General features: G+C 35.4%; 3 protein-coding genes and 1 riboswitch. All 3 genes read right to left on the reverse strand.

Features of this window, described 5'->3' with window-relative positions; genetic code table 11:
* The coding region (locus Q7P22_RS03580; RefSeq protein WP_303860721.1) for an NAD(P)H-dependent oxidoreductase subunit E at positions 1-417 on the reverse strand (417 nt) is incomplete at its 3' end.
* 295 nt (positions 418-712) lie between these two features.
* A riboswitch (molybdenum cofactor riboswitch) is annotated at positions 713-833 on the reverse strand.
* Between the two features lie 317 nt (positions 834-1150).
* Positions 1151-2743: an FmdE family protein gene (locus Q7P22_RS03585; RefSeq protein ID WP_113920934.1), complete on the reverse strand. Its 1593-nt coding sequence runs from the start codon at positions 2741-2743 to the stop codon at positions 1151-1153.
* 376 nt (positions 2744-3119) lie between these two features.
* A partial coding sequence (gene fdhF, locus Q7P22_RS03590; RefSeq protein WP_303860723.1) for a formate dehydrogenase subunit alpha occupies positions 3120-5610 on the reverse strand: 2491 nt, incomplete at its 5' end.

The following is a 5610-nucleotide window of genomic DNA, read 5'->3' on the forward strand; positions in this document are numbered from 1 at the left end:
TACTACTACTGGTGCTTTACTGCAATCTCCTACACATCTACAATCTGTAATAGAGAATTGAAGATCAGGAGTCGTTTCACCACCTTTTATTCCTAAGATATTTTGGAATTCTTCTAAAATATCTTGTGCGCCTTTTACATAGCATGCCGTTCCTAGACAAATGCTAATATTGTGCTTTCCTTTAGGAATAAAGGTAAACTGAGAGTAATAAGTAGCAACACCAAATACTTTTGATGCTGGTACCTCTAACCCTTTCGCAATCAGTGCCATAATTTCTCTAGGCAAATACCCAAATTTAACTTGGGCCTCTTGTAGGACTGGAATCAATGCTCCAGGCATTTCTTTGTGTTCTAAGATAAACTCTTTAAACTCTAGAATTTGTTCTTTGTTCTTTTCAAGATCAAAGGTAAACTCCATACATACTTCCCCCTTTTGTTTTTTATATTAATTTAAGTAAATCTATAACATGATATTTTACATGCCTATGCATAAGGAATCGACTATGTACATAATATCCATATATTAATACATAAGTCAACATGTTATTTAATTAACAATTATGGCGTCAATGTACCATAAACTGAAACTAATACCATAAAGTAAAACTTTTTTTTGCCAAATAAAAAGAAAGGTAAAGGCTTGAAAGATTCACATATTGTATTTGTATACAAGAACAATACTTACTACTTGCGTACAATACGATATTCATGTGACCTTTTCAAGGTCTTCTCCTTTCCGCAATGGGAGGCGTTATCGTTTCCGATAATACCCTATAGATTCATTATTCCTAGATTTTATCCTTAGATACAATGAATTCGGAGTTTATATAATTTATAAAACTAGTATAACGTTTTTTTTTTTAAATGTCTAGCAAAATTAGAAATTTTGTTTTATATACAACTTATTTTAACTTGTACAGAGATTATTTTACAATACATTCAGTGAGGTTCTAGAGCAAGAAAGTACCTTTGGCACTTTAGCCATCAGCAATCAGCTGCCAGCTATCAGTGCTAGGATCGAGTCTCACAAGTCAAACATTCACCTACACATAAAGATAGTTTATATAATAGTTGAATTCAAAAATGAACTTTCGTAATATATAAAAAAAGCGATCAGCTGATGTTCGCTAATCGCTAATTGTATTATCATATTAAAGTAGTCGTAGTCCTCCATTACCTAGCTTTGCCAAATCCCCTCTCTTGATTTCTATATTAGCAAGTAAGCAAGGAAATATGAGATCAAAGCTAAAATGCTTATTGTAGATGCCCCCTCCTGGAATACCTACAATCTGTACATCTCCAATTTTACCTAATGCCATCATGCAACCAGGTAAAACAGGGAGCCCGTAGAGCACATCTTCTGCACCTGCCTTAATAATCCCCTCTAGAGTTACATCATCTGGATCTACGGAAAGACCAGCTGTAGCTATGATTAAATCTGCCCCAGATTGAATAAGCTCTTGTATTTTACTGCTGATTTTCTCTGGATTATCAGGGGCTATTTCTCTAGCAACAACCTGGCAGCCGTAGGTCTCCACTTTTAACTTTATAATTTCTGTGTACTTATCTTCTATTTTATTTTCATATATTTCTGTTCCAGTAATGAGAATTCCTACTTTTGCCTTTCTAAAGGGCATTACTTTTATAAGAGGTTCTTCTCCTAATATATTTATTGCTTTTAAATAGTCCTCATTAGAAATGTATAAAGGTATGGCTCTTGTGCCTGCTATGAGTTGATCTTTTTTTACAAGAGTATTATTTTTTAGTGTAGCGCAGATCACGCCAAAGGAATTGTTAAACTTACAAAGTTTATCTTCATCAAAGATAAGTATTCCATCATACTCGGCAATAAAGTTTATTTTGCCTTCTTGTGCGGCACTATTTGCCAATACACCTTGACCTTTCATGGCAGATGCAAAGCTTAATGCTACTTCATTCTCGTGTTTATACTCTTTTATAAAAGGATTATTTTCCTCTACATATAAGTAGTTCTTTCCAATCATTTTAAGTTTCTCTATGTCTTCTTCCTGGATTACATGACCCTTATAAAATTCCGTTCTCTTTTCTGTCTTTGATATTTTTGCAATATCATGAAGTAAGTGAAATCCAATAGATTCTTCTACTCTTGTTTTGTTCAATGATAGAGTATCCTTTACTTTTGGATTACCATTTTCATCAATGAGATCATAAGGCAATTCTTGTGCACATCCCCTGCATATACTGCCATGTGATTTAGGATATGTTTCATCACAAATAGGGCATACTACTGTTTTCCCCATCTTTTTCTTTTTTAAATGTTTTTTATGTACTTTTGTTGGCTCTATAGAAAATAATGAAGTTCCTGCATCAATCATTTCCTTGAACAGTAACTCCGTGTCCTGTTGATCCTTTGATTTTTGTTTTAAAAACCATGTCTCTACTTCATGCCATTTTTTAAGTTGGAATCTGTCTAAAAATACTCTTATGCCAACACCTGTATACTTATCGTAAAAAACAGCTGCAAAACGACCAAAATCTAGTATCTTCAACCACCCATTCCCTACAGAGCAAGGAGTCAAAAGCTGAATAGCATCCGGTAAACAAGTTTTTGTCTCGCAGATCACATCAAACAAGATGTCTCTTGGTAAGTTTTCTATGGCAATATTCACCATAAAACCTCCCAGTAAAACACCTGGTGCTACAGTACCGTGAAAGGCCTCTATTGTATTTTTATATTCTTCATAAGTTAAATTGCCAAATTTCATATATCCACCTCTATATTTGTTTTATTAGTTTCTAGTTCTTAATCACTAGCAGAAATCGTCTTCGATGATTTCGTTGTAAGTTCTACGTAATATCACTTAGTTACCGCCAATAACTAAGAATTAAAAACCTATTAACAATAGTTGGACGATCGTTGAGTAATGGTTAAACTATTATCAAGCAATCACTTTAAAAACAAGTGGAAGAAGTATTGAATACTCCTCCACTTATTTTAAAATAGGGAAATTCTTCTTTTGAATTTAACTACTATTTAAGCTATCTTTCTACGTAGTTGAATCTTCGACCTGTAAGACTTTACCCTAGCACTAGTGGGTAATTGCTGATAGCTGATAGCTAAAGTGCCAAGACACTTTCTTGTTAAGATATTTTTTCTATTGCTACAGCACAAGCCTTATACTCTGGTGTCTTTGTAATACTGTCTTTTCCTGTAGAAGTAGTTAACCAGTTGGCATTGTTTTCAAAGTAGTGAATTGCCATCCAAACAAGCCCTGGTTGAATTCTTTCAGAAACTCTTGCAGTCACTTTAACTTCACCTCTTCGAGATCTAACGATGATCTTTTCACCATGTTCAATGCCAAGTCGTTTCGCATCTACATCGGAAATATCTGCGTATTCTTCTGGCAATAAATCATTAAGGCCTTTTGCTCTTCCTGTTTGAGTTCTAGTATGATAATGATATAATCTTCTTCCTGTACTCAATGTAAATGGATACTCTTCATCTGGCACTTCTGTTGGTGGTCTCCAGTCTAAATCTGATAGATATGCTTTTCCACCAGGGCGAGCAAAGTTTCCATTCATATGTAATATTTGTGTGCCTGGGTCTTCAACTGACCTACATGGCCATTGGATACCATCATCTTCTATCTTATCAAAAGTAAGACCTTTAAAATTATCTGCTAATGGAGCTACTTCATTATCCCAGATTTCTGGCCCGCTACTAGCTTCCCAGTCGTGACCAAAGCGTTTAGCCACTTCTTTAAATATCCACCAATTTGGTTTTGCATCTCCTGGAGCATCTTTTATCTTACGAACTCTACTTACTCTTCTTTCACAGTTTGTAAAAGTTCCATCGTCTTCACTCCATGCAGCAGCTGGGAATATAACATCTGCATATTGAGTAGTCTCTGTCATGAACAAGTCATTACAAACTACGAATTCTGCTGCTTCTAAACAACTTATAACATGGCTAATATCTGGCTCTGTAGCGACGATATTTTCTCCAAAGATCCAGAGTGCTTTTTGTTCACCTGTTTTTAAGCCATCCATCATGTCTGGAATCATTTTACCTAATTGATCTGGTAAGTTTTCAACGCCCCATGCTTTTTCAAATTTTTCTCTTGCTTTAGGGTCTACAACATATTGATAGCCGTGATATGTATTTGGAAGAGCTCCCATATCACAAGCTCCTTGTACATTGTTTTGTCCTCTTAGTGGGTTTACACCTGCATTTTCTTTACCTACATTGCCTAATAGGAGTTGTAGGTTTGCAACAGATTTAACATTATCTGTACCTGAATTATGCTCTGTAATACCTAATGTGTAAAGCGCCATTCCTGGTCTATTGTCCCAAAGCATATTCGCTATTCTTATGATTTGTTCTTCAGGAACACCACTGATTTCAGCTACTCTACTTGGCGGATATTCAAGTACTTTAGCTTTGAAATCTTCCCAATTTTCACAGTGCTCTTTTACAAATTCTTTATCGTATTTATCTTCTGTAATTAGGACATTCATTATCCCATTTAGGAAGGCAACGTCAGAACCCACTTTTAATTGAGCAAATTCATCTGCGTAATCTGCAAGTCTGTGTCTACGTGGATCTACAACAATAAGCTTAGCGCCATTTCTCTTACCATTTTTTACAAAGGTAGCAGCTATTGGGTGAGCTTCTGTCATATTTGTTCCTATACAGAAAAGTAAATTTGTATTAGCACATTCACCTAAAGAGTTTGTCATACCACCTGTACCTAGTGATGCTGCTAAGCCTGCTACAGTTGGAGCATGGCAAACACGTGCACAGTGGTCAATATTGTTTGTTTTAAATACTGCTCTGAAAAGTTTTTGCATTTGGTAAGAATCTTCGTTAATACTTCTTGCACAGCTGATTCCACCTACCGCATCGTTCCCATGTTTTTCGATAATGCTCTTAAATTTAGAAACTACTAAATCTAATGCTTCATCCCATGATGCTTCACGAAAAACGCCATTTTCCTTAATTAGTGGTGTAGTAAGTCTTTCTTTTGAATAGATAAAGTCATATCCATAACGACCTTTAACACATAATCTTCCCTTATTAGGAAGTGCGTCTTCTACACCAGATACCTCGATAATTTGATCGCCCTTCATGTGTAAATACATTTGGCACCCTACACCACAGTATGGGCATGTAGTACGTACTTTATTTATTTCGTAGATTCTTCCCTTTCCTACAGACTTCTTGCTAACTAAAGCTCCTGTAGGACATACTTGAACGCATTGTCCACATTGAACGCAGCTAGATCCTCCCATATCATCGTTGTAGTCACATATGATCTCAGAAGAAGATCCTCTGTAACCTACAGACAAGACATCATTACATACAATATCGTTACATACAGTTACGCATTTATTACAAAGAATACATTTTCTGTTGTCCCTTATAATCATAACACTTGAATCGTCTATGATTTGTTCTGGTAAAGATTCCATTTTAAATGCTGGCATATGAATCCCCAAATCATAAGCTGCACTTTGTAAGCTACAATCTCCATTGGATTCACAAGACATACAATTGTGTTGTCCGTTAGAAATTAATAAGTTTACGATATTTCGACGAGCACTTAGTACATCTGGTGATGCTGTATGAATA

The sequence above is a fragment of the Alkalibaculum bacchi genome, assembly GCF_937875145.1.
Taxonomy (GTDB): domain Bacteria; phylum Bacillota; class Clostridia; order Eubacteriales; family Alkalibacteraceae; genus Alkalibaculum; species Alkalibaculum bacchi_A.

Bases quoted from the DNA above. Each gene is read 5' to 3' on its own strand.
- Q7P22_RS03585 (WP_113920934.1), bottom strand. From the start codon at position 2,743: ATGAAATTTGGCAATTTAACTTATGAAGAATATAAAAATACAATAGAG.